Source organism: Streptosporangium sp. NPDC049046, assembly GCF_040649155.1.
GTDB lineage: Bacteria > Actinomycetota > Actinomycetes > Streptosporangiales > Streptosporangiaceae > Streptosporangium.
The window spans coordinates 218,885-242,945 of sequence record NZ_JBEZEZ010000007.1 but is presented as its reverse complement, the minus strand read 5'-3'; the positions used below and the strand labels follow the sequence as shown (position 1 = coordinate 242,945).

General features: G+C 68.9%; 19 protein-coding genes and 1 tRNA gene. 12 read left to right on the top strand and 8 right to left on the bottom strand.

Annotated elements, in window-relative coordinates:
* Positions 1 to 11: 11 nt before the first annotated feature.
* The 5 genes from AB0B96_RS12415 to AB0B96_RS12395 form a co-directional block, all read right to left on the bottom strand.
* Complete coding sequence (locus AB0B96_RS12415) at positions 12 to 1,073, bottom strand: lanthionine synthetase C family protein (protein WP_362898129.1); 1,062 nt, start codon at positions 1,071 to 1,073, stop codon at positions 12 to 14.
* Positions 1,070 to 3,094: a lantibiotic dehydratase family protein gene (locus AB0B96_RS12410; RefSeq protein WP_362898127.1), complete on the bottom strand. Its 2,025-nt coding sequence runs from the start codon at positions 3,092 to 3,094 to the stop codon at positions 1,070 to 1,072. The genes AB0B96_RS12415 and AB0B96_RS12410 overlap by 4 nt, the downstream gene beginning before the upstream one ends.
* A 61-nt stretch (positions 3,095 to 3,155) precedes the next feature.
* Entirely contained in the window at positions 3,156 to 3,329 is a 174-nt protein-coding gene (locus tag AB0B96_RS12405) for an FxLD family lanthipeptide (RefSeq protein WP_350941631.1), read from the bottom strand.
* 88 nt (positions 3,330 to 3,417) lie between these two features.
* Positions 3,418 to 3,579, bottom strand: coding sequence for a hypothetical protein (locus AB0B96_RS12400; protein ID WP_362898124.1), 162 nt, complete (start codon positions 3,577 to 3,579; stop codon positions 3,418 to 3,420).
* Between the two features lie 742 nt (positions 3,580 to 4,321).
* Positions 4,322 to 4,765: a recombinase family protein gene (locus tag AB0B96_RS12395; protein WP_362898122.1), complete on the bottom strand. Its 444-nt coding sequence runs from the start codon at positions 4,763 to 4,765 to the stop codon at positions 4,322 to 4,324.
* 157 nt (positions 4,766 to 4,922) lie between these two features.
* Between AB0B96_RS12395 and AB0B96_RS12390 the strand changes: the two genes are divergently transcribed.
* Together AB0B96_RS12390 and AB0B96_RS12385 are read left to right on the top strand one after the other, a co-directional pair.
* The gene (locus tag AB0B96_RS12390; RefSeq protein ID WP_362898120.1) at positions 4,923 to 6,707 is read left to right on the top strand and encodes an ElyC/SanA/YdcF family protein; all 1,785 of its coding nucleotides are present in this window, start codon (positions 4,923 to 4,925) and stop codon (positions 6,705 to 6,707) included.
* Positions 6,649 to 7,449 (top strand): WbqC family protein, encoded by an 801-nt coding sequence (locus tag AB0B96_RS12385; RefSeq protein ID WP_362898118.1) that lies wholly within the window; start codon positions 6,649 to 6,651, stop codon positions 7,447 to 7,449. The genes AB0B96_RS12390 and AB0B96_RS12385 overlap by 59 nt, the downstream gene beginning before the upstream one ends.
* A 235-nt stretch (positions 7,450 to 7,684) precedes the next feature.
* Here AB0B96_RS12385 and AB0B96_RS12380 read toward each other — a convergent pair whose 3' ends face one another.
* Positions 7,685 to 7,864, bottom strand: a complete 180-nt coding sequence (locus AB0B96_RS12380) for a hypothetical protein (protein WP_350941627.1) — start codon at positions 7,862 to 7,864, stop codon at positions 7,685 to 7,687.
* 621 nt (positions 7,865 to 8,485) lie between these two features.
* On the opposite strand from AB0B96_RS12380, the gene AB0B96_RS12375 reads away from it, so the two are divergent.
* The 3 genes from AB0B96_RS12375 to AB0B96_RS12365 all read left to right on the top strand — a co-directional run bounded on the left by AB0B96_RS12375 (position 8,486) and on the right by AB0B96_RS12365 (position 10,099).
* Complete coding sequence (locus AB0B96_RS12375) at positions 8,486 to 9,364, top strand: hypothetical protein (RefSeq protein ID WP_362898116.1); 879 nt, start codon at positions 8,486 to 8,488, stop codon at positions 9,362 to 9,364.
* Positions 9,365 to 9,490: 126 nt separating this feature from the next.
* Positions 9,491 to 9,871 carry a hypothetical protein gene (locus AB0B96_RS12370; protein ID WP_362898114.1) on the top strand — a complete coding sequence of 127 codons (381 nt, stop codon included), beginning with the start codon at positions 9,491 to 9,493 and terminating at the stop codon, positions 9,869 to 9,871.
* Positions 9,872 to 9,895: 24 nt separating this feature from the next.
* The gene (locus AB0B96_RS12365) at positions 9,896 to 10,099 is read left to right on the top strand and encodes a hypothetical protein (RefSeq protein WP_362898112.1); all 204 of its coding nucleotides are present in this window, start codon (positions 9,896 to 9,898) and stop codon (positions 10,097 to 10,099) included.
* A gap of 383 nt (positions 10,100 to 10,482) precedes the next feature.
* On the opposite strand, the gene AB0B96_RS12360 is transcribed toward AB0B96_RS12365, so the two are convergent.
* Positions 10,483 to 10,568, bottom strand: a tRNA-Leu gene (locus AB0B96_RS12360).
* 168 nt (positions 10,569 to 10,736) lie between these two features.
* On the opposite strand from AB0B96_RS12360, the gene AB0B96_RS12355 reads away from it, so the two are divergent.
* The 3 genes from AB0B96_RS12355 to AB0B96_RS12345 all read left to right on the top strand — a co-directional run bounded on the left by AB0B96_RS12355 (position 10,737) and on the right by AB0B96_RS12345 (position 15,288).
* Positions 10,737 to 12,044 (top strand): M20/M25/M40 family metallo-hydrolase, encoded by a 1,308-nt coding sequence (locus AB0B96_RS12355; protein WP_362898110.1) that lies wholly within the window; start codon positions 10,737 to 10,739, stop codon positions 12,042 to 12,044.
* A 109-nt stretch (positions 12,045 to 12,153) separates the two neighbouring features.
* Entirely contained in the window at positions 12,154 to 12,783 is a 630-nt protein-coding gene (locus AB0B96_RS12350) for a hypothetical protein (protein WP_362898108.1), read from the top strand.
* 243 nt (positions 12,784 to 13,026) lie between these two features.
* The gene (locus tag AB0B96_RS12345; protein ID WP_362898106.1) at positions 13,027 to 15,288 is read left to right on the top strand and encodes a chaplin family protein; all 2,262 of its coding nucleotides are present in this window, start codon (positions 13,027 to 13,029) and stop codon (positions 15,286 to 15,288) included.
* 218 nt (positions 15,289 to 15,506) lie between these two features.
* Here AB0B96_RS12345 and AB0B96_RS12340 read toward each other — a convergent pair whose 3' ends face one another.
* Positions 15,507 to 15,692: a DUF5703 family protein gene (locus AB0B96_RS12340; protein WP_084195129.1), complete on the bottom strand. Its 186-nt coding sequence runs from the start codon at positions 15,690 to 15,692 to the stop codon at positions 15,507 to 15,509.
* Positions 15,693 to 15,849: 157 nt separating this feature from the next.
* Between AB0B96_RS12340 and topA the strand changes: the two genes are divergently transcribed.
* The 4 genes from topA (at position 15,850) to AB0B96_RS12320 (ending at position 23,822) form a co-directional block, all read left to right on the top strand.
* A complete protein-coding gene (gene topA / locus AB0B96_RS12335) occupies positions 15,850 to 18,504 on the top strand; it encodes a type I DNA topoisomerase (RefSeq protein ID WP_362898104.1) in 2,655 nt (884 codons plus the stop codon).
* A 328-nt stretch (positions 18,505 to 18,832) separates the two neighbouring features.
* The gene (locus AB0B96_RS12330; RefSeq protein WP_362898102.1) at positions 18,833 to 20,302 is read left to right on the top strand and encodes a metallophosphoesterase; all 1,470 of its coding nucleotides are present in this window, start codon (positions 18,833 to 18,835) and stop codon (positions 20,300 to 20,302) included.
* A gap of 248 nt (positions 20,303 to 20,550) precedes the next feature.
* On the top strand, positions 20,551 to 22,611 hold the full coding sequence (gene tmk / locus AB0B96_RS12325) for a dTMP kinase (protein WP_362898100.1): 2,061 nt from the start codon (positions 20,551 to 20,553) through the stop codon (positions 22,609 to 22,611).
* A 29-nt stretch (positions 22,612 to 22,640) separates the two neighbouring features.
* Positions 22,641 to 23,822 (top strand): DNA polymerase III subunit delta', encoded by a 1,182-nt coding sequence (locus AB0B96_RS12320; protein WP_362898098.1) that lies wholly within the window; start codon positions 22,641 to 22,643, stop codon positions 23,820 to 23,822.
* The last annotated feature ends 239 nt before the right edge of the window (positions 23,823 to 24,061 follow it).

Genomic DNA, 24,061 nt, shown 5'->3' with positions numbered 1-24,061 from the left:
GTGACAGCGGGTCAGTTGATCAACAGGGCGCGGGTCCAGCCGGTCACGTTGGAGCCCTTCAGCGCCATGACGGCTCCGGCTCGGCCTTCCATGAACCCGGGCTTGGACAGTGCGGGGATCCCCGCTTCCAACCTCTGGCGGGTCTGCCGGATGGGCTCGGCGAACCGGTCGGGGGTACGGCTGTCGGCGGCGAGGGCGGTCGTGACGGTCAGCAGCCCGGCCCAGCCGTGACAGAGGGACGCATCGGTGACCCGGCTCAGCCGGGCCGGATCGGTGAGGGCGGCGATGGCGAGTTCTTCGGCCTTCTGCCTGCGGGCGTCGTCGCCGAGCGCACAGGCTGCCAGTTGCAGCGTGCGGGCGATACCAAGGTCCCCGTAGCACCAGGAAGGGCGCAGGGACGGCGCCTGCAACGCCTCAGCGGCGAGCGGGTCCAGGGTGATCCAGTAGAAGGAGCCGAACTTCTCCAGCCAGGCCGTGAACGTCTTGATGGCGCCTATCTGGCCTTCCACCAGGACGCCGCGGCGGGCGGCGAGAGATAGCAGCGCCAACGGGCCGGCGATGCCGTGGGCTACCCCGTTGTTCGCGTGTCCACCGGTGATCTCCTCATGTGTGGGGCTGTCCGGCGACCACCACCCGGGCAGGACCTGGGCATCGGCTTCGGCCGGGACTGCCAGCGTCACCAGGTAGGCCAGCACCTCCTGCAGCAGCGGCGGCGGCGAGCCTGCTCGGGCAAGCAGCACCACCCCCAGCCCGGTGAGCCCCCGGATGAGATCGAACTCTGCCAGTGCCGGGAGCCGGGTCGCCTTTCGTCGGCAGCTGGCCGCGGCGAGCCGGGCGGCCACGACCCGGTCGACGGCCGTCTGAACGGTCTGGTCGGCGCGCCCGGCACGGCCAAGCACGAACTCCAGGGCCGGGGCGCCGTGGAACAGAGAAGCGTTGGAGCCGGTACTGACGCCACCGGTGACCGCCTCGGTCAGCAGGGGCCGGGCTGCGGCAAGGTTGCCGCGCTCGATGTGCAGCAACGCTATCCCCAGCGCGCCCTCGGCCAGGGCCTGCGTCGTGGGCGGGCTCATCGGCCCGCCTTGACCGCGACGACGATGCTGTGGGCCCGCCCGCCGATCCATCCATTCATGTCCGGCGGCGGCGCCTCGTAGAGCACCGCAATGGGGGAGCCGCGCAGGTGCGTACGGAGCACGTCCAGGTCCATCTCCCCGGTGAGGTCCAGCAGCAGGCGTTGGTCGTCCATGGCCAGGAGCACACGCTCCGGCACACCCGCCCGGCCGCGCCAGGCGTGCAGCTGCGCGGCCCACTCCTCCAGGGATGCCGCACGGCCGGGCAGGGCGCGGGCCCGAAGCTGCCAGCGGGCGGCAACGATGATGCTGCGCCGATAGTGCAGCCCCGGCGTGAACGGCAGCGTCCACGCCGCACCCCAGTCGAACCAGGTCACCTGCGGAGTCGCGGCACGGCTGATCTCGGCCAGGAACCGGGCCAGCGGCGGGGTGAAGTTGTTCCACATGAAGTTGAGCGCGGTCGGCGCGAGCAGCTCCAGGCGCTCCCCGGTGGCGGCCACCGCGAGGTAGAGGTGGCTGCCGCGCAGACCCACGACCAGATCAGAGGGGACGAACACCGTGGCGTCGCTGTCCCGGTGCTCTCCGACGCTGACCAGCTTCGGCAGGACTCGCGGGGTGCGCGTGAGTAGGTCGGCCTCGACGCGGGAGGGATGGAACGACAACTGAGCCAGTTCCGCCACAGGGTCAACCGTGGGAAGGGCTACCTGCCCGGCGGCCTGCGGGAACAGGTGCCGGAATCGTCCCGTCATTGTGCCTGCCGCCCTGGAGACGGTGTGAACGCGGACGCGGAAGTCGCCTCGGTCGAGCGCTGGGAGGGAACGGGCTTGGACCTGTGCGCACACCTCGAAGTGCGGGGCAAGGGCGGTGGGTTCGCCTGCGGCCGCTTCCAACTCCTCGATGAGCGGCTCGGACAGGATCACCGTCCGGTGGCGTTCGACGGCGGCGGTGCCTGCGAGATCCAACAGCAGCCGGTCGCGCCGCGACATCGGTCGTGGCGGTTCGGACACCGAGCCGAACCCGTCAGGCAGGCCCAACCCGTTGTCTGGGTCAACGAGCTGGTCCAGGCCGACCTCGGCGTCTTCGCCCCATCGGGCGGCGAACTGCTCGGTGTAGCGCCGCCACGCCCGGGTGCCGATTGGGTTGGCCGCGAGCCTGGCCAGCACGGTTGCCACGGTTTCCAACTCGACCGCGACTGTCTCCGGCAGCCGAACCTTGGCGTCCAGCCGTAGGTCCACGCACGCGTCCCGATCGCGGGCGTCCAAGGCGACGGCAGGCAGGACGGCTGCTGGGTCAACGACCGTGGCGGGGGCACGCAACGCCGACAGCAGTAGCCGAAGCCGCAGCAGCTCCGCGAGGAACGCCGCCTGGCGGTGTTCCTCCATCTGCGGGAACTCTGCGGCGAGTTTGCCCGCGAGCGCCGCATACCGGATGGGCGATGTGGCCGCTTGGAGAACGAGTGTCAGCGCGGGCGTCAGTGCGAGGGAGAACTCCGACGCGCCCTCGGACGGCACGAAGACGCGGCCGCCGCGCACGTACACCAGGTTGTTGACGCACACCTCGACGGCCGCCATCGACACGCCGTCGGCTTCCTGGGCGCTGATCATCTTGTCCAGCGCCCGGGGGGCGGCTCGGGTAACGATCTCGTGCTCATCCCCGACAAGCACGGCGGATGTCTCGCCGAAGTCGACCAGGCAGACGCCGGCGAACAGGCCGAACGGCGTGGACCGGTGCTCATACCTGATGGCGTACCGGGCGACCGCGAGCGCGGCGCGACGCGCCCGGCGAGCGTTCGACAACCGCCCGTCCAGGACTGCCTCCACCTGGCGGGCCAGGTCCAGGCTGGCACTGGAGACCGCGCGCCGGAACGTGTCATCGGCCCAGATCGGGCCGAGCCAGGAACGCCACTGCTCGGGGGACGCGGCGGGCCCCGGCCACTGCGGCAGGGCGGGGGCGGAAAGGTTCACCGCCGCGCGCAGCATCCCGGCGCCCGTGCACCGGTACAGGGTCCGCCGCGACCGCGTCATCACTCACGCTCCGTTCTGGGGAAAAGGGGGGGCGGGCCCGTATGAACTCGCGCCCCGCGGACTACGAGGTCGTGCAGGCGCTCGGGCAGGAGGTTCCGCAGTTGTCGCCGGTGCTGCACATCAGCACCGTGTCGGCCGCCGGGGTGTTCTCGATGAATTCGATGTTGAGGGCGAACGGGTCGAACGTCTCTCCCGTGTCGACCGTGACCGTCTCCTCCGGGGTCAGAGTGCTCATGTCTCTACTCCTTGTCCTGTTTCGGGTTCCTGACGTGGGGTGTCCACGCCAGCCGGGCAGGGGCATAGTCAGCCCGCTTCCGCCTGGTTCACGTACGGGTCGGCCTCGTACCATTCGCCGCGGCTGGTGTGGTCAAGGTGGTGCTTGCGCACCAGGCGGCGTACATCTGGATGACGTCGCGGTAGGCCCGGCCTCGGCTGGTTTGCTCGTGCCCGCGCCCGTCGGCGTCGTAGGCGGTGCGGGGCAGCATGGGTGCTGGGTAGGGGCACGGGCCCGCGCCGGAGTACGTGGACGGCCGCACGTTGTGAGCCTGCTGGGCTGTCCACGCCAAGACGAGGAGAAACAACACGGCCACCCGGCGGCGACCGCCAGGAACGCGTCACTAAACGCGAACACGATGCGCTCCCTCCTGGTGTGGTCTGGGGCCTCGAGGTCTTCCAGGCCGGCGGGGTGCTGCCGGGTCCGGTGATCGTCTCGGGGCCGCCTCTGGCAGATCCTCACGGCCACCCGGGACGGGTGTGGTGGGTGGCCGGTTCGCGGTCATGGCGCGCGGGGAGGCCCGCCAGAGATCAAGTTCAGCTTCCTGCATGCGCTGCCACAGCTCGGCGGCGCTGTGCCCCATGACGGTGCGACACAGCCGCGGGTCGGAGCACTCCCACGCCTGCAGGACCCGCCAGTACGGGCGCCACAGGACAACCCAGCGCGGCGCCCGCGCCTGTATCAGTTGGGCGACCTCGACGGCGCCGGGGTCATACCGGGGCTGCATCGAGCACTTCACGAAGGTGTACGGGGAGGCGACAGCCCGCGCGACAGCCGCTGCGTTCTTCTGGACGACCTCGGTTACCCCAGGAATCGCCCCCTTCAGCCTGCCGGCGGCTGCACGGTCGGCCTCGAAGCCGTCCTTGTCGGAGCCTGCGAGCGCGGCGTACGTGCGCTCTACCGCTGGCACGTTCGGGTTGAATTCGCTGCTAGGCGGTGGTGCCACGAAGGTGTCAATCATCATGGGGTCCTTGGCGAGTTGGTTCGAGCTGGCCATGGGGAACGGCGCGGGCCAGAGTCACGACTGGTCGGCTGGCGGAAGAGCCAGTGGTACGGAGGGCTCCCCGCACGACCAGCAGCCGCGCCCCAATCGCGTTCAGCTGTTCCCGCCGCCGAGTCGCGATGGACTTCTCGCCCAGGTGGTGCGTAGTGGGCAGAACCACCCCGTAGGCGCCGGACATGAGAAGGACGTCCAGCAGGCCGGCGAAGGCCGGGTCGTCCGACGATGCGGCCCCTCGATCGGTGAAGATGCCGCAGAGCTGCAGTTCGTGCTGCTCGCAGTATTGGGCGAGGGCTACCGTCAGGGCGGCGTGCCGCTCGGGCGTCGAACGATGCAGCCGCAGGTACCCGTAGACGATCGGGCCGTCCACATCGTGTTGTTCGGTGAGTGTCCACAAGGTAGCCGTCCTTACCGTGGTCGGGGCTGATGGCCCGCTCTTCGAGCATGGCCAGCCCCGACCCCGCTGGATACGACCCGCTGTCGCACTTGCGTTGCACTTCCGTAAGCCCTCGGTACCGCTACGTGCTTCCATGGCCGTGGAAGGGAGCAGCGACGTGACGACCGTGCATGAGTGGACCGGCCTCGAAGCGCGTGCACTTCGCCGAGCCTTGCGGATGAGCGTGCGGGTGTTCGCGCAGCACCTCGGCGTGGCTCCCCGCACCGTGGCGAAGTGGGACCAGCTCGGTACCACTACTCGGCCACGTCCGGATACCCAAGCCATCCTGGACACCGCGCTCGCTCGCGCGAATTCGGCGACTCACCTGCGTTTCGAGACGCTGCTCTTGGAACTCGGCCAGGATGTGGACCAAGGGCTGAGAGTCACCCAGATGGGACCACGGGCCTGGGACTACGAGACCTGGACGGATGACCTTGACCGGGCTGTGGTCGCGCTCAGCCGCCAGAGCTTCAGCTACGCCACCGACCTGCTGAACCGATGGCTCACCCGCTACGACCCGCACGCCTTGGACGACAAGGGTCTTTACCTGTTCGCACGATCGACGACGTTGTTCGGCGACCTCCAGCGCGACCAAGGAGCAGTCGCCGGCCCATTGTCCGCTCGTCGCTCCTACCTCAACGCCCGATCGATCTATGGACAGCTCGACATCCCCCGTCGTATCGCGCAACTCGACCTTTCGTTGGCGGTGGTCGCCGAGATGGGGGGCCGGTTGGACGAGGCCGCCAAGGAATATGAGGCGCTGGCGGTGGACGACAGGCTCTCACCACGCGATAGGGCGCGAGCCCGGCTGTGGGTGGGGACCGCCCTGAGCAAGAACGACAAGAATGACTACGCCGCCCGCCTGATGACGACCGCCATCCGCGAGTTCGAGAATCTCGGTGAACCCGAGGACTGGTCCGTCGCGCACCAGAAACTCGCTCTGGCCCACCGTGGCGCAGGGAACTTCTCGGAGGCGCTACGCCTGATCGATCTCGCTCGTGCTACCGCAGTCACCGATGCGCCCATGCAGCGGGTCCGGCTGGAGACGGCTTACGGGCACGTCCTGCTTTCGGATCGGGCCACCGTGGATGATGGGGTGGTGATCCTCGACCGTGCCGCGCGCGAGGCCGCGCAGCACGGGCTCGCGCACCAACTGCGCAGCATCGAGGGCATTCAGCGGACCATCCAGGGGGAGATCCGCCTTCCTCTGCCACGGCGACCAGGGAGCAATCGAGTGAGTGTCAAGCAGCAGGTCATCACCGACGAGCAGTGGCAGCACGCCTACACCATCTGGGACTACCACCAGATGCACCACGACCTGAGCCGGTGTGACGTGGCTATCGGCCTGGGTAGCCACGATCTGGGGGTGGCACGCGCGGCGGTCGACTTGCACCGCGCTGGTTGGTTCCCGCTGCTCGTCTTCTCCGGTGCCACCAGCTCCACCACCGCGGCGCGCTTCCCCCGAGGCGAGGCCGTCCACTACCGCGAGCACGCGCTCGACCTCGGCATGTCCGACGAGGCGATTCTGCTGGAGCCGAACGCCACCAACACCGGCCAGAACATCGCACTGTCCCGCCAGGTGCTGGCCGATGCGGGTATTCAGCCCGGTTCGGTGCTCCTGATCTCCAAGCCGTACATGGAGCGTCGGGCCTACGCCACGACACGAAAGGTATGGCCCGAGGTCGAGGTGGTGTGCGCCTCCGAGCCGCTTGAGCTGGATGACTACGTCAGCTCGATCGGTGATCCGAAGTTGGTCATCGACATGCTCGTCGGCGACCTCCAGCGCGTGATCGAGTACCCCAAGCTTGGCTACGCCATCAAGCAGCCCGTCCCAGGAGAGGTCCATGACGCCTACCAGGCTCTTCTCCGCGCCGGATTCGACAGCAGGCTCCTTACGCCCTGACCTGCCGTACGGCGAGGTGTGCGCCATCCACCAGCCCAACCTCTTCCCCCGACTGGTGACGCTGGCCAAGCTGTTCACCGCCGACTACTGGATCGTCCTGGACGACGTGCAGTTCGCACGCAGGGACTACCAGCACCGCGCGCGCCTCGCCTCGCTCGACGGCTCGCGGCAGCCGCAGTGGCTCTCCATTTCCACCCATCTGCCGCACGGCCGCTCCACCTCCATCCGCGGAGCGCGCCTGGCCGATCCCGCTCGCTGCCGGCGCCGTGTCGCCCAGCTCCTCGCCGACCACTACCGGCACAGTGCCTACTGGCCGTCGTTCAAGAGGCGGCTTGAACCCTTACTCGCCGCGTTCGAGAGCACGGATCGACTGGCGGACGTGACGGAGCTGTCCACGCGCCTGCTGCTGGAGGAGGTCGGGTGGCGGGGGCAGATCCTGCACAGCAGCGATCTGCTCGCACCCGGTGAACGCTCGCAACGCCTGGCCGACCTGGCCTGGCTGACAGGCGCCACGACCTACCTGTGCGGGACCGGGGGCATGCGATACCTGGACCCGGCCGCTTTCCGGGTCCACTCGATCGAGGTCCTCCCGTTCCAGGCCTGCGGATCGGGCATATGGGCATCCGCCCGGGAGGTGAGCGCGGTACACGCCCTGATGCTCGTCGGGTCGGGTGCTCTGGGGCGGGAACTGGAGGCTCTGCGCGAACGAGTTCTTGAGGACGATCCCCGATCTGGTGCCTAGCCCTGCTGGGCTTTGGAGATCGGTTCGCACTCCTCGCCATGCCGGCTCATGGCACTCTGGTTCCTCGGCAAGGATCCCGACAGCCCCGACGGTGACCCAGTGCTGCGATGCGGCTCACCGGGTAGGGCTCGCACGACCGGTGGTGATGAAGCGCCAGCCGTATCCGGCCATACGGTTGGCGCTCCGACATATAAAGGCCCCTCCTTTACACCTTTCGTTCTCTGCCGGTCCTGCTCTAACCGAACAAGATCGGGGAGAAGCCGCCCAAGGCAGCGGTCCCGACGGTCAGCCCTACCAACAGGGAAGCCGATGGCGACTTGCCTGAACGCAGCGCGAGCAGGGCGGCGCCCCCTCCCACAGCAACAGAGAGGGCGATAGCGATGATCGCCTTGATCACCACGCCGTACAGGATCATCAAACCTCCGGATTGAAAAAGCTTCCGGACCATTGATTGACCGGAAGCTCCCTTTTGCTTGCTTACCTGTCTATCGCCTTCTCAATGTGGACATATCTATACAGACCATCGCGGGAGGGGTCAGATCGATGCGAAACGAAGTGGAACGAACAAAGGTTCTGTTAAGCCATCTGTTTCGAAGCCTCGTTGCGCTACACCGGATCGTTCTGAGTCGTTCCAGCTGCTCAGGGCGATTCGGAACGATTTAGAATGATCACATTGAGATGTTGATCATTGGTCTTGTTCGTTCCGAGAGGGTTCGAGATGATCGAATCGGACGCGTAGATGCTCTTGATGCTTTGGATATGCGGGACAATTCGGAGATCGCATCAATGATGATGAACGGCGGTGTCCATGGTCGTGAATGGCCATCCCCCAAGCCGGGGGCGCGAACAGCTCGTCGCAGCGCTCAGGGAAGCACGGGATATAGCAGGAAACCCGTCGTACGGCGCACTGTCTCGCCACACGCCCAGACGTCATCCGCTGAGCAAAACTGCTGTCCACGACATACTGAACGGGATTCGGGTGACTCCCCTTCGGTGGGAGACAGTCTCCAGCCTCGTGCATGCCTGCCGTGAGGTCTTGGAACAGACCGGTATCGATCCTGATGAAGCACTGGGAACGATGGCGGACTGGCACCAGCGGTATTGCAGCTACCTTCACAACGGCGCCCCTCGGCAGGCCGACGAAGAAGCTGTTGTCGACCGTGCTGCCGGCAAGACGCTCTCTTCCGCCTCCGAGCCCAACGCCTCTGCTGGAAGCATCGATCAATCTGTGGGCAACACCACAGGTAGCACCGCCTCCGCTGGGACCGGCCTTGGCTCCTCAAAATCGGATTCACCCGAGCGGAAGCGAATGCTGACGTGGTTCGGACCGCGGGGTGTCGACCTCCTCGGCTGGGCTGACAAACAGCAAGCCCTGGCAGCCTTCGAACTGGGTGTCCTCCTGTTGAACGCCGGTTCTCTGGCCGAAGGCGGAGAATTCCTGCGCCAAGCGGCCCAGCGGGACCCTCGCCTGGCCTTGAAGGTGAGTCTCCGGCAGGGAGCGTATCTCTACGGCAAGATCCCGAAGGATATCTGTCGCAGGGTTGCCGTTGGCTACTCGTGGTGTGGACTTGATGAGATGTCACGTCAGTGGCAACGCTATGCCCAGAGCCTGGATGGTATCCCGGTGATCGGAGTTCTCTCCCCACTTGGGCGGCACGCTGTCATGGACGATGTCTTGGAGCTGAACCCGACCCGTCACGCCCCATTGGAGCCGAACCAAGTTCAACAGATCGACATCGCATACTGCGAGGTCTACACCTCACTGCCAGAGCCGGTTCTCACCAAGCATGAAGTCGATCTTCTCAAGAGCATACTTGCGCAGGAACAGCAGGACCCTTCTGTCGTCGAGCGCGAGCATCTAACGATTCCGCCACCTGTGGAGATCGCGGAGTTCTCCGCAGATTTCGTCTCTTGACAGAGACTCCGCGTTCCGATCACCCGGCGCCTAGACTCCAGTGACACTTCGGGATCATGGTTGGGATCTGCGCTGGTAGTGGCAGCGGCGAGCGGTGGCTTGATGACGTCGGTGTCATTGTGACCGGTGCAGAACCTGCGGTGCGGTGCGGGGTGCGAGTTCAGGACGAGGACGGTCAGCAACTGGCGGATCTCGGGCATGGTCAGCGCGATGTACTCCTCGTCGCAGGGGTGCTGGGTGGCGGCGATCGCGGACAAGAAGGCCAGGGCGAGCATGGCCAGAGTGATGTGCCGCGGCACCGGTTACACCGAGAGCGACCGGGGTCACGGCCGCAGCGAACGCCGCACCGTCCGTACCGCCCTCGCCGACGGCGTCGACTTCCCCGGCGCGGTTCAGGTCATGCGGATCGTGCGGCACGTCGCCGATCTGCGCGGCTCGGGCAGCAGTAAAAGGTGGCCTATGTCATCACGAACCTGCCCGTCGACCTGGCCGGACCCGCCCATCTGAGCACCTACGTCCGCTGGCACCGGAGTGGAGGCCCTGCACCACATCCGCGACGTCACCTTCCGTGAGGATTCCTGCCAGATCTGTACCGGCAGTCTGCCCCAGGTGATGGCGACCTGTAGAAACTTCGCGATCGGCGCGTTCCGCCACGTCGGGCACGTCAATATGACCCACGCCCGGCGACACTACCGAAACGACGCTCGTCGCCTGCGCGCCCTGTTCGACCTATGAACTCAAATCACCGTGAGCGGGCACATCTTCAACATGCCGGGATCGTGCAGCCACGGGGCATCGACGCTACTAAGGAGATGGGCGAACGGTTGAAGCTCTCTCGGTTGTCGTCGTCGGCTGGATCCGAGAGGAACAAGCCAAGAAGATCCGAACTGAAGCACAGCTGCGCCGTGAACCGAACCGCAGGCGGCAGCTCACCCGAGACGACCTTGCGAAGGTGATGAACACCATGGGTGACGCAGTACGAATTCTGGGAAAGGCTGAGCCGGTCAGGAGGGCCCGGCTGTACGCCGGGCTCGGCGTTCGGCGGACCTATCACCCCGGAAAAAGAAGAATCCTGGTCAGCTCTACGTCTGACCAGGACCTCATGGGCGAATCGAACGTGTCCGAGGGGGGACTTGAACCCCCATGCCCCGCAAAGGGCACTAGCACCTCAAGCTAGCGCGTCTGCCTATTCCGCCACCCGGACGTGGTGCCTGCACGTGGGACCGTCATCCCGCGTCGGCGGACTTAGGTTAGCAAACTCTTGAGCCGCCGTCATATCGGTAAGAGGGCGGCTGCGGGCGGGGTGCCGGGAAGGGGCGCCCGGCGGCAGGATGGGAGGTGGAAGCCGTACCGAAACCCCAAGGAGTCCACCATGACGGCGATCAACGCTGAGGACGAGGTCGTCGGGCTGTGCCGCGACCTGATCAGGATCGACTCGACCAACGCGGGCGACAACTCGGGGCCCGGTGAGCGGGCCGCCGCCGAGTACGTGGCCGAGAAGCTGGCGGAGGTCGGGCTGGAGCCGAAGATCCTGGAGTCGGACAGCCGCAGGGCGAACGTGGTCGCCCGCATCGCGGGAGAGGACCCCTCCCGGGACGCCCTGCTGCTCCACGGCCACCTGGACGTCGTCCCCTTCAACGCCGACGACTGGACCCAGCACCCGCTCAGCGGCGAGATCGCCGACGGGTGCGTCTGGGGGCGCGGGGCGGTCGACATGAAGGACATGGACGCGATGATCCTCGCCGTCGTGCGGCAGCGGCTCGCCGAGGGACGCAGGCCGCCGAGGGACGTGGTGCTGGCCTTCACCGCCGACGAGGAGGCGGGAGGCAAGTACGGCGCCCAGTGGCTCGCCGACGAGCACAAGGGCCTGTTCGACGGGTGCTCGGAGGCGATCGGCGAGGTGGGCGGGTTCAGCGTCTCCATCGACGAGGCGCGCAGGCTCTACCTGATCGAGGCCGCCGAGAAGGGCATCGCCTGGATGCGCCTGACCGCCACCGGCAGGGCCGGGCACGGCTCGATGCTCAACGCCGAGAACGCGGTCACCGAGCTGGCCGAGGCGGTGGGCCGCATCGGCCGGTACGAGTGGCCGGTCCGGATGACGCGGACGGTGCGGACGTTCCTTGAGGAGACCTCCAGGGTCCTGGAGCTGGAACTCGACCTGGACGACGCGGAGAAGACCGTCGCCAAGCTGGGGCCGCTCGCCCGGATGATCGGCGCCACGCTGCGCAACACCGCCAATCCCACGATGCTGGAGGCGGGGTACAAGGCCAACGTGATCCCGCAGACCGCGACCGCGCACGTGGACGGCCGCTTCCTGCCGGGATACGAGGACGAGTTCTTCGAGACGCTCGACGAGCTGCTCGGCCCCAACGTGACCAGGGAGTTCGTCTACCACGACATCGCCATCGAGACCGGCTTCGACGGGCCGCTGGTGCGCGCGATGGCCGACGCGCTCCTCGCCGAGGACCCGGGCGCGCTGGCCGTGCCCTACACGCTGTCGGGGGGCACGGACCTCAAGGCGTTCAGCAGGCTGGGCATCCGGGGATTCGGCTTCGCACCGCTGCGGCTCCCCGCCGACCTGGACTTCTCCGGGATGTTCCATGGCATCGACGAGCGGGTTCCGGTGGATTCGCTCCGGTTCGGGGTCCGGGTCCTTGACCGTTTCCTGGACGGCTGCTGAGCCTTTACCGGGAAAACCGTTGTGTTGACTCGATGTGGTGCTACCGTAACTCTCCGTTGAGGGATGGTCCGTGTCCAAGCGGGCCCGTCCAGGAGTTTGGGGAGGTCACGTGGCACGCGTGCCGCACGAGCAGTGGAGGGCGTCATCGCCCGCTGCTCGACGCGCGCCCGTGACGCTTCCCGTCGACGACACGATCCCCGGCCGGGCTGACCGGATGGCGCGGTTCGCGGCCGGCACTCGGTGGGGTTTCATGCGAGCCCTCGCCATCGGCGGTCTCCTGACCGTCGCATGGCTGCTCGCGGTCGTCTTCGGGCTCCTCGGCGCCGCTCCCGCGGTCGCGGACGCCACCGCGACGACAGGGGAGGCCCGCTCCCAGACCCCTCACACAGCTCACACCGCCGCCTCCGGACCGGCCCTCGGGGCCGGTGTCTTCCCCACGGTCGGCGGCGGGCCTTCGGCGACGGAAAACGCCGAGGCCATGGCGGGGCGAGGTGTGGACGGGCTCACCAGCCAGTCCCAGCCGGAGTTCCCGGCGCCCGCCCCCGTCGAGCACGGCTCTGGCGCGAATGGATTCGTGCCCCAGAGCGGTAGTGGATCCGGCACCCCAGGGCCGGGTCCGGGGGATGTCGCGTGGTTCGCCTACGACCCGCGGCCGACGACGCAGCATGTCCCGCCTGCGTTCGTGCTTCCCCCTGCCGTCCGCACAGCGGCGGACGACCCTTCTTTCTCTCCTGACTGATCTCGTCTCGCGGACCGGCCCATCCCCTTTCTGGTGATCCGCCGGTCGCGGAGCCTGCCTTCATCCTCCGTCCCCAGGAGAACCGCTCCGTTCGGTGAGCGATCAGCAGGCCGAAGAAAAGGCAATTGCCATTCCTCGTGACGGCCCTCGGGGCCTCCGCTGTGCGGGCCTTTCCGGCCCTCCCATGGCCTCGCACGCCCTCACGAGGGTCAGGTCCCCCCCGAAATGCTAGGAGCTTCAATCATGCGTACGTGGGTTACGGGTACGGCCCCCGCGGCACTGCTCGCACTGGGCGTCATGGCGATGGGCGGCGGTACGGCCTTCGCCGACACCGACGGTGACCATTCGATCGGCGGCGGCAACCAGGTCAACCTCCCGATCACCCTGCCGATCGACATCAGCGGCAACTCCGCCGCCGTGGCCGGGGAGTCGTCCGCCTCCTCGGAGGGCGGCGCCGCCGTCGAGAGCGACGGCGGCGGTGCGGGCGCCGGTGGCAACACCACATCCGGCCGGGGTTCGGTGCTGGGCGGCAACCAGGTCGTCGCCCCGATCACCGCACCCGTCAACGCCTGTGGCAACGCGGTGTCGGTCTTCGGCCGCTCCGAAGCGGGCTGCCGTGGCGGCTCTTCGGTGCGAAGCGAGGGCGGGAGCGGCGGCGGAGCCGGCGGCAACCGTACGAACGGTGACCACAGCATCGGCGGTGGCAACCAGGTGGTCGCGCCGATCACCGCGCCGATCAACGCCTGCGGCAACTCCTTCGCGATCTTCGGCGGGGCGACCGCCGGTTGCCGGGGCGGTGCGTCGGTGAGCGGCCAGGGCGGTGCCGGTGGAGCCGGTGGCAACCGCACGTCCGGCCGGGGTTCGGTGCTGGGCGGCAACCAGGTCGTCGCCCCGATCACCGCGCCGATCAACATCTGCGGCAACTCGGTCGCCGTCGTCGGAGAGGCCTTCTCCGGCTGCGAGGGCGGCGCCGAGGTCGGCGGCGGCACGCCCGACGGGCCGGGTGGCCCGAGGCACCCTGGCGGTCCTGGCCACCCGGGGGGGCCCGGTCACCCCGGTGGGCCTGGGCACCCGGGCGGTCCGGGGCACCCCGGCGGTCCGGGGTGGCCGGGTAAGCCTGACGGTCACGGCGGACCCGGCCACGGCGACCACGGGAAGGGGCCGCGTCCCGGTGGCGGCTGGGACCACGGCCCGCGTCCGGGCGGCCACGGCGACGACTGGGAGCGCGGTCCCCGTCCCGGCGGTCCCGGGGGCTACGGCCGGCCGGGGAACGACACCGACGGGCGCTTCGGCGCCGGTAGCGGCAACCAGGTGGTCGCGCCCATCACCGCCCCCGCCGAGGTCTGCGGCAACAGCGTCGGCAACGGCCCGGCGGGCTGCCCGGGAGGGGCGTCGGCCGGGACGGGCCGGGGTGGCGGTGCGGGTGGCGCCGGTGGCAACGTCACGTCCGGCCGGGGTTCGGTGCTGGGCGGTAACCAGGTGGTGGCGCCGATCACCGCGCCGATCAACGTCTGCGGCAACGCGGTGGCCGTCCTGGGCGGAGCGTTCGCCGGTTGCCAGGGTGGCGCGTCCGTCGTGGGCGGCGGCGGTGGCGCCGGCGCGGGCGGCAACGTCACGTCCGGCCGGGGTTCGGTGCTCGGTGGCAACCAGGTGGTGGCGCCGATCACCGCGCCGATCAACGTCTGCGGCAACGCCGTCGGCGTGCTCGGCCAGGCCGCGGCCGGGTGCAGGGGCGGCGCCTCGGTCTCGGGCGGTGCGGGCGCGGGTACGGGCGCGGGCGGCAATGTCACGTCCGGCCGGGGTTCGGTGCTGGGCGGTAACCAGGTGGTGGCGCCGATCACCGCGCCGATCAACATCTGCGGCAACGCCGTGGCGGTCCTGGGCGACGCCGCCGCCGGCTGCCTCGGAGGCTCCCGCGCCGGTGGCCCGTCCGGGCGTCCGGGCGGCGGCCAGTGGGGTGGCCCCGGCGGTGGTCACTGGGGCGGCCCCGGTGGCCCCGGTGGCCCTGGTGGCCCTGGTGGGCACGGTGGGCACGGCGGTTACGGCAAGGGTCACGGTGACTGGGACTCCAAGCCCGGCAAGCACAGGACGAGCGGTCTGCTGTCCGCCTTCCCGGCCGTCCCGGCTCTCGGCGGCGCCGCGGGACAGGCGTCCGCCTCCGGCATGTCGTCGACGACCGCGGACCGGTCGCGCTTCCCTGCCGCCGAGAGGCTGCCCGAGTTCCCCGCCGCCCCCGCCGTTCCCGCGGCGCCCGCGAGCGAGGTGGGCGACCGGGCCGCGAAGGCCGGAAAGGGCTCGCTGTCGGCTCCCGTCGCCGACCTGACCTCCTCGGCCCCGGCCGGAGCCCTGCCGGTCGGTGACCTGGGCCTGATGAGCGCGGCCCAGCCCGTCGGCGTGACCGGGATGAACGTCGGTTCTCTGGTCACCCTCCTGGTCGGTGCGCTGGCCGCGGGTGCCGCGACGGTCTTCGGCACCACCCGCCGGATCCGTTTCGGCAAGAAGTAGCGGAACGGGAAGCAAGGCGAGAAGTAAGACATTAGTAACCCATTGGACATGCTTTCCCAGAGCCGCTGAGGAAGGCGCCTAAACGCCTCGAAGGCGGCGAGACAGGACGACCGCGCCCTCGTGGCGCGGTGTCCGCTCGGCCTGCGAGGCACCGAAGCTTTGCCCGTTCCGGGGGCGCGGCCCGGAGCGGGCAAAGCCATGTCCGGAGTCACCCGGAGTCACATCGTCCTGGTCACACGTATTATCTTTCGGCGCAGTCGAACGTCTCGGCGGCCGTCGGGATACAGTCGCAGGCGGTCGAGCTCCCAGTCGCCGTATTCTGCATGTTCGGTCAGTATCCGCCGGGCTGCGTCCCGGGATGTGCCACGCGGAAGGTGGAGGACCAAGTAGGAGTAGTCGAGCACAGCGATTAGTCTCCGAGGGTGAGCTGGGGGACGTCGACACTCATAGGGCTTTATTCTGCGTCCTTGCGGCTTCCCTTGGGAGTGTTCCCGGTCGAGACCGGGTAACCCGAGGGGAAGAAAACGGGGAACGAATGCGAACAGCGAGGTAGGAAGCAGCGTGCCAGCCAAGAACGGCAACGCCGGTGGAACCCGCCTGGTGATCGTCGAGTCGCCTTCCAAGGCGAAGACCATCGCCGGGTACCTCGGCCGCGGCTACGTCGTGGAGTCCAGCATCGGACATATTCGCGATCTCCCTGAGAAGGCCGACGACATCCCCGAGAAGTACAAGGGGGAGTCCTGGGCACGCCTCGGTGTCAACGTGGATCACGAGTTCGAGCCGCTCTATGTCGTCAACCACGACAAGAAGGCGCAGGTGAGCAAGCTCAAGCAGCTGCTCAAGGACGCCGACGAACTCTATCTCGCCACCGACGAGGACCGCGAGGGCGAGGCGATCGCCTGGCACCTTCGTGAGGTGCTCAATCCCAAGGTGCCGGTCCACCGCATGGTGTTCCATGAGATCACTCCCCGGGCGATCCAGGAGGCGGTGGCCAACCCCCGCGCCCTGAACCTGAGGCTGGTCGACGCCCAGGAGACCCGGCGCATCCTCGACCGCCTCTACGGCTACGAGGTCAGCCCGGTCCTGTGGAAGAAGGTCAAGCCCCGCCTGTCCGCCGGGCGGGTGCAGTCCGTGGCGACCAGGCTCGTCGTGGAGCGCGAGCGCGAGCGCCTCGCGTTCACCAGCGCGAGTTACTGGGACCTGCAGGCGCTGCTCGACACCGGCCGCGACGAGATCCCGCACGAGTTCACCGCCATGCTGACCGGCGTGGACGGCAAGCGCGTCGCCCAGGGCCGTGACTTCGCGAGCAACGGCACCCTCAAGAACGCCGACGTGCTCCACCTGGACGAGCAGGCGGCCCGTGCCCTGGCCGGGCGCCTCGCCGGCGTCTCGTACAAGGTCAAGTCCGTCGAGCGCAAGCCGTACACCCGCAAGCCGTATGCGCCGTTCAGGACGACCACGCTGCAGCAGGAGGCGAGCCGCAAGCTGGGCTTCTCCGCGAAGTCGACCATGCAGGTCGCCCAGCGCCTGTACGAGAACGGCTTCATCACCTACATGCGAACCGACAGCATCACGCTGTCGGAGACCGCCGTCGCGGCGGCCCGCAGCCAGGCGATCAAGCTGTACGGCGCGGCGTACGTGCCCGACAAGCCGCGCGTGTACGCGAGCAAGGTCAAGAACGCGCAGGAGGCGCACGAGGCGATCCGTCCCTCGGGCGAGGAGTTCCGCACGCCGGGCGAGACCGGGCTGAGCGGTGACATGTTCCGCCTGTACGAGCTGATCTGGCAGCGGACCGTGGCCTCCCAGATGAAGGACGCGGTCGGCGAGTCGGTCACCGTCAAGGTGAACGGCACGTCGAGCTCGGGCGAGCTGGTCGAGTTCACCGCCTCCGGCCGGACGATCACCTTCCACGGCTTCCTGAAGGCCTACGTCGAGGGCGCCGACGACCCGTCCACCGACCGGGACGACTCCGAGAAGCGCCTGCCGAACCTCACCGAGAACGACCCGCTCACCGCGTCCGCGCTCAACGTGCTGGCGCACGCGACCAAGCCGCCCGCGCGATACACCGAGGCGTCGCTGATCAAGGAGCTGGAGGACCGGGAGATCGGCCGCCCGTCGACGTACGCGTCGATCATCGGGACGATCCTGGACCGCGGCTACGTCTTCAAGAAGGGCACGGCCCTGGTGCCGTCCTTCCTGGCGTTCGCGGTGGTGAACCTGCTGGAGCGGCACTTCGGAAACCTCGTCGACTACGACTTCACCGCCGACATGGAGAAGGTCCTCGACGACATCGCGAATGACCGGGCGGAGCGGGTGCCCGAGCTGCGCCGGTTCTACTTCGGCGCGGAGGGCGACGAGGGCCTGAAGGAGCTGGTCACCGACCTCGGCGAGATCGACGCCAAGGAGATCAGCTCGTTCCCCATCAGGGGCACCGACATCATGATCCGGGTGGGTCGCTACGGCCCGTACCTGGACCGCGACGGCGCCCGGGTGAACGTGCCGGAGGACCTCGCGCCCGACGAGCTCACCGCCGAGATGGCCGAGGAGCTGTTCTCCCGCCCGACGGGCGACAGGGAGCTGGGCAAGGACCCGGTGACCGGGCACGTGATCGTGGCCAAGGACGGTCGTTACGGCCCGTACGTCACCGAGATCCTTCCCGAGGAGGCGCCGCCGGCCGAGGGCGCCAAGAAGAAGACCAAGAAGGCCGACGCCGTCAAGCCGCGCACCGGCTCGCTGCTCAAGTCGATGTCCCTGGACACCGTCACCCTGGAAGACGCCCTGAAGCTCCTCTCGCTGCCCCGCGTGCTCGGGGTCATCGACGACCAGGAGGTCACCGCCCAGAACGGCAGATTCGGCCCGTACGTCAAGAAGGGCACCGACTCGCGCTCGCTGGCGTCCGAGGAGGAGATGTTCACGATCACCCTTGAGCGGGCCAAGGAGTTGTTCGCCCAGCCCAAGGCGAGGGGAAGGCAGGCCGCAGCGGCGCCCCCGCTGCGCGAGCTGGGCGAGGATCCGGTCTCCAAGAAGCCGATCGTGGTGAAGGAGGGGCGGTTCGGGCCGTACGTCACCGACGGTGAGACCAACGCCTCCCTGCGCAAGGGTGACGAGGTCGAGCAGATCACGACCGAGCGCGCCGCCGAGCTCCTCGCCGACCGTCGCGCCCGCGGCCCGGCGCCCAAGCGTCCCCGCACCACCAGGGCCAAGGCGAAGGCATGACGTCCCGTTTCCAGGGTTTCGGGAGCTTCCAGGCACCTGGAAGCTTCGGGTCGTTGGAGCCCTCAGGCACCTGAGCTTCCGGGTTCTCGGGAGCTTCGGGGCTCCTGAGCCTCGGGAGAATCCGGACTTCTGGATTCCCGGGCTTTTGGGAGCCTGCGGGCTCCCGGGTTTCGGGGGCTCGCGGGCTTTCAGGGGCTTCCTGGCTTTTGAGCTTCCGGGCACCGGAACCCTTCCGGGTTTCTGAACTTCCGGCTTCCGGGAACGCATTCGTCGGCCCGGGCGTTCTTCGGAGCGCACCGGGAACGTCCGGTGGGCGCGGGAGGGGCGAGTGACGGTTGTGGGTTTCGTGTCGCTGGTCATCTGCGCGATCACGCTGGTCCACTTCTACCTGTGGCGTCGCCTGATCGGCTCGACCACGAGGCCCGGCCGGACCCGCCGGGTGCTGACGTGGGCTCTCGTCGCCCTGGCCGTGCTCGCCCCGGTGACGTTGGTCGCCTCCCGCAGCGAGTGGGGCCATTTCCTGGCCTGGCCGGGGTTCTTCTGGATCGCGGTGATGTTCTACCTCTTCGTGTTCCTGGTGATCCTGGAGATTCCCAGGGGCGTGGCCCTGCTGGTCCTGAGATGGACGGAGCGGCGCGCGGAGGGCCGCCCGGTTTCGCCTGACGCGGCCGACGCTCGGGGGAAGCGGACCGCGTTCATGGCCGCCCAGCCGGTGCCCGCCGCCCGGTCGGTGCCCGCCGACCGGTCCGATGTCGACGGTCGGTCCGATGTCGACGGTCGGTCCGATGTCGACGGTCGGTCCGATGTCGACGGTCGGTCCGGGTTCGAGGCGGGGGCCGGGAGGAGGGCCGAGGCGAGTTCGAAGCCGGGGACCGAGATCGGTGGCGTGATCGTCGTCCCGGGTGCCGGGGACGCGCGGCGCGACGGAGGGTTCCCAGGAGGACCGTACGGCCCGGCAGGGATGAGCAGGAGGCTGTTCATCGCCCGTACGGCGGCGGTCGCCGCCGGGGCGGGGGCGCTGGGCACGGTCGGGTTCGGGGTGAGGACGGCTCTCGGCGACCCGGTGATTGAACCGGTCAAGGTCGTCCTGCCCAGACTGGATCCGCGCCTGAGCGGCCTGCGGTTCGCGGTGGTGAGCGACATCCACCTGGGCCCGCTCACCGGCACGGAACACGCCCGTCGCCTCGTCCGCATGATCAACTCACTGGAGGCCGACGTGGTCGCCGTCGTCGGTGACCTGGTCGACGGTACGGTGGCCGAACTCGGCTCGCTGGCCGTGCCGCTGAAGGACCTCGAATCCCGCTACGGCGCCTACTTCGTCACCGGCAACCACGAGTACTACACCGCCAACGGTCCGCAGGAGTGGATCGAGGAGTTGCGCGGGCTCGGCATCCGCCCTCTCGGCAACGAGCGCGTCGAGATCGCCCACCGGGGAGCCGTTCTCGACCTCGCCGGGGTCAACGATCTCGGCGGTGTCGTCTCGGGTGACGGCCCCGACTTCGAGCGGGCGCTGGGCGGTCGTGACCGTTCCCGGTCCACCGTCCTGCTCGCCCACCAGCCGGTCCAGGCCGTCCAGGCGGCGACGTACGGCGTGGACCTCCAGCTGTCCGGGCACACGCACGGAGGCCAGATGGTCCCGTTCAACCTGGTCATCCCGATGCAGCAACCGGTCGTCTCCGGCCTCGGCGAGGTGGACGGCACCCAGGTCTACGTGACGCGGGGCGCGGGCTTCTGGGGGCCGCCGGTCCGGGTGGGCGCACCGCCCGAGATCACTCTTCTGGAAGTCCGGAACGAGTGACCCCGGACACCCGGTCTTGGGCACACCTTCCCGGAGTCCGTGGCGAGCACCTCTGGAAATTCCACCGGAGGCACTTTTGGGGCCCCAACGGCAGCACCTCTGGAAACAGTCGTACCGAGCGCCTCTTTTCGCGGGTGTGACCTGCGGGGGGCGGTGCCGGCGTATTACCCTCGTGCGACGGGCAGCCGGGTATCTCCGCCTGGCTCGTGTTTTCCCAAGCCCAGCGAGCATCTGGATACGCTGACACTATGACCACCCCTGGCCGGAGCACCGCGCGACGCAAGACCCCCCACGTGCTGGCCAACGCCCCGTTCCGCAAGCTGTGGACGGCGATGTCGGTATGCAGCCTGGGAGACTGGCTCAACCTCCTCGCGCTGACCGCCCTGGCGGGCAATCTCACCGCGGCGTCGGGCTACCAGGTTCAGAGCCTGGCCATCGGCGGCGTCTTCGTGGCGAAGATGCTTCCGGCCATCCTGCTGGGGCCGCTCGCGGGGGCGTTCGCCGACCGGTTCGACCGGCGGCTGACGATGTTCTTCTGCGATCTCCTGCGCTTCGCGCTGGTGCTGTCGATCCCGCTGGTCGGCAGCTACCAGTGGGTGATCATCGCTACGTTCCTGGTCGAGTGCGTCAACCTCTTCTGGGTTCCGGCCAAGGACGCCACGGTGCCCAACCTGGTGCCCAAGGAGCGGCTGGAGGAGGCCAACCAGCTCAACCTCCTGGTCACGTACGGCACAGCGCCCGTCGCCGCGCTGCTGTTCGCGCTGCTTTCCGTCGCCGACGACGTCCTGGGCAGGCTGGTGCCGTTCCTCGCCCAGCGCGAGACCTACCTGGCGCTGTTCATCAACGCGCTCGCCTACCTGGTCTCCGCCGTCATCATCTTCTCGCTCAAGGACATCCCGAAGAGCGGAGCGCGGGCCACCTCCACGCCGTCGGTGCTGCGGCAGATCTTCGAGGGCTGGCGGTTCGTCGGCGGCAACCGGCTGATCCGCGGTCTGATCATCGGCATGCTGGGCGCGTTCGCCGCCGGTGGCGCGGTGGTCGGGGTGGCCAAGATCTACGTGGAGGCGCTGGGCGGCGGTGACGCGGCGTACGGTGTGGTCTTCGGCGCGGTCTTCGTCGGTATGGCCTCCGGTATGTTCTTCGGGCCCAGGCTGCTGAGGGAGCTGTCGCGGCGGAGGCTGTTCGGCCTGTCGATCGTGGTGGCGGGGCTCGTCCTCGTCGCGGTCGCCCTCGTCCACAACCTGGTGATCGTCGTCCTGCTGACCGTGCTGCTCGGCGCGTGCGCGGGAATCGCCTGGATCATCGGCTACACCATGATCGGGCTGGAGGTGGACGACAGCCTGCGGGGCCGCACGTTCTCTTTCCTGCAGTCGCTGGCCCGGGTGACCCTGCTGCTGGTCGTCGCGGTCGCGCCGACCCTGGCGGGCCTGTTCGGCGAGCGCCAGATCAGGGTCGGCCTGGAGCCGGTCTACCGGTTCGACGGCTCGAACCTGGTCCTGCTGGTCGGCGGGCTGCTCGCGGTGATCGTCGGGATCGTCGCGCTGCGGCAGATGGACGACCGCAGGGGCGTCTCGATCGTCGCCGACCTGTTCGCCGCGGTGCGCGGGGAGCGCTTCGCCCCCGAGAGCGCAGAGCAGGGGCGCGGGATGTTCATCGCGTTCGAGGGGGGTGAGGGGTCGGGGAAGACCACCCAGTCCAGGTTGCTCGCGATCTGGCTGCGCGACCAGGGCTTCGACGTCGTGCAGACCCGTGAGCCCGGCTCGACCAAGGTGGGGATGCGGCTGCGGGCGATCCTGCTCGACGCCGTGCACCAGGGACTGTCGGCGAGGTCCGAGGCGCTGCTGTACGCGGCGGACCGGGCCGAGCACGTGGAGAAGGTCATCCGCCCGGCGCTGTACCGGGGTTCGATGGTGATCTCCGATCGCTACGTCGACTCGTCGCTCGCCTACCAGGGCGCGGGCCGTGCCCTGGACACCGAGGACGTCACGATGATCAACAATTGGGCCACCGGGGGGCTTGTTCCCGATCTCACCGTGCTCATCGACACCCCGCCTTCGGTGGGACTGGCCCGGCTGGGCGGGGCCGCCGACCGCATCGAGTCGGAGCCTCTGGAGTTTCACGAGCGCGTCCGTCGTGAGTTCCGGGCACTGGCCGCCGCCGAGCCCGACCGCTACCTGGTCGTCGACGGGACCCTGCCACAGAACCAGATCTCCTCGATCGTCCACGACCGGATCCGCGAGATCCTGCCCGACCCGGTGCCGCAGGAGTCGGAGGACGTCACCGGGACGATGCCCGCGATCCGCGACTGAGCCCGCGTCCCCGGCGGTAGGTTGGGGGCGTGGGAGTCTTTGACGATCTTGTGGGGCAGGAGCGGGCCGCCGCGACGCTCCGCCGGGCGGCGGCGGCCGGGGCCGATCTGCTGGCCGGGGGGCGCGGCGCCGGGATGACCCACGCGTGGTTGTTCACCGGGCCGCCCGGATCCGGTCGTGAGGAGGCCGCGCGGGCGTTCACCGCCGCGCTGTTCTGCCCGGACCAGGGGTGCGGCCACTGCGACATGTGCCACCAGGTGGCGGTCGGCTCCCACCCCGACCTGGAGATCGTCCGCCCGCAGGGGCTCTCGTACGGCATCAAGGACACCCGGCGGCTCATCCTGCGCGCGGCCGGGGCGCCGACGCTGGGCCGCTGGCGGGTCGTGCTGTTCGAGGACGCCGACCGGGCGACCGAGGGGGCGTCCAACGCGCTGCTCAAGGCCATCGAGGAGCCGCCGCCGAGGACGGTGTGGTTGCTCTGCGCGCCCTCCCCGGACGACATGATGATCACCATCAGGTCCCGATGCCGGATCGTCACGCTCGTCACCCCGCCCGCCGCAGCGGTCGCCCACGTGCTGGCCACCCGAGAGAACGTGCCGCCGGCGATGGCGGAGTTCGCGGCCAGGGCCGCCCAGGGGCATATCGACCGTGCCCGCAGGCTCGCCCTGGACGGGGACGCGCGTGCGCGCCGCGAGGCGGTGCTGTCCATCCCCCGGTCGCTGACCGGTGTCGGGGAGTGCGTGATGGCCGCCGAGCGGCTGGTGAAGACCGCCGAGGACGAGGCCGCCGCGGTCACCGCGGTGCTGAACGAGTCGGAGATCACCGAGCTGCGCCAGGCCTACGGCGAGGGCTCCACGGGCAAGGGGCTCAACAGGGGCCTGATCCGCGGCGGCGCCGGGGCGCTCAAGGATCTTGAGGACCGCCAGAAGTCCCGGGCGACCCGCACCAAGCGCGACGTCATCGACGCCTCCCTGCTCGACCTGGTGGCGTTCTACCGCGATGTGCTGGCGGTGCAGTTCGGCGCGCACGTGGAGCTGGCGAGTGAGGACCGCCGCGCCGACCTGGACGAACTGGCCCGTGCCTCCACACCGGAAGACACCCTGCGCAGGATCGACGCGATCATGCGCTGCCGGAGGCGACTGGCGTCCAACGTCAGTCCGCAGATGGCGGTCGAGTCGATGACCATCTCGCTGCACAGGCCTGTGCTTTGAGCCGCGGCCGTCCCCGGATCGGACTGGGCGGGGTTCGCCGACCTTGAATGGGCTTAAACCGTCCTGAACCCGATTAAACCAGCCTGAACCAGCTGTGAACCGGCCCTGGCCGCCTTACCAGGCCGATTCCGGACCGGTCTTATCCGGTCGTACGGGGCCGCCGGACTCGGCTGTGAGATCACGCGGGGCTCGGGGTGCCGCTTTCAGGGAGTGCCGTCCAGGGGGCCGGTTCCACGCCG